Here is a 286-nt window from a genome sequence, read left to right on the forward strand (position 1 = left end):
CTCGAAGTTGCAGTTGTAATTGTTGTAGCCCGAGGTGCCCATGCCGCTGGTCACCGAGGCGCGCGGCCATGGCGTTCACCTTGCCGGGAATGGCGCGGGCCGGCTCGCCCTTGATGGTGAGGGCCAGCGAGATGTTCTCGAAGCCGGTGAGCGTGTCCAGCAGGTTCGAGTCTTGGAAGATGAAGCCGGGATTGGTGGGAAATGAGCCCCCCATGGGGTTTTCAGCGAAGTAGGCGTCGAGATCCATGAAGTTCCTTTCGAAGAGGTGGGGCGTCGTGCGTTAGAG

1 pseudogene is annotated in these 286 nt (G+C 60.8%); it reads right to left on the reverse strand.

Features of this window, described 5'->3' with window-relative positions:
* A pseudogene (locus NE591_RS15730) lies at positions 1-247 on the reverse strand (hypothetical protein); the annotation flags it as partial.
* Between the last annotated feature and the right edge of the window lie 39 nt (positions 248-286).

Source organism: Adlercreutzia sp. DFI.6.23 (assembly GCF_024462535.1).
Lineage (GTDB): Bacteria > Actinomycetota > Coriobacteriia > Coriobacteriales > Eggerthellaceae > Adlercreutzia > Adlercreutzia rubneri.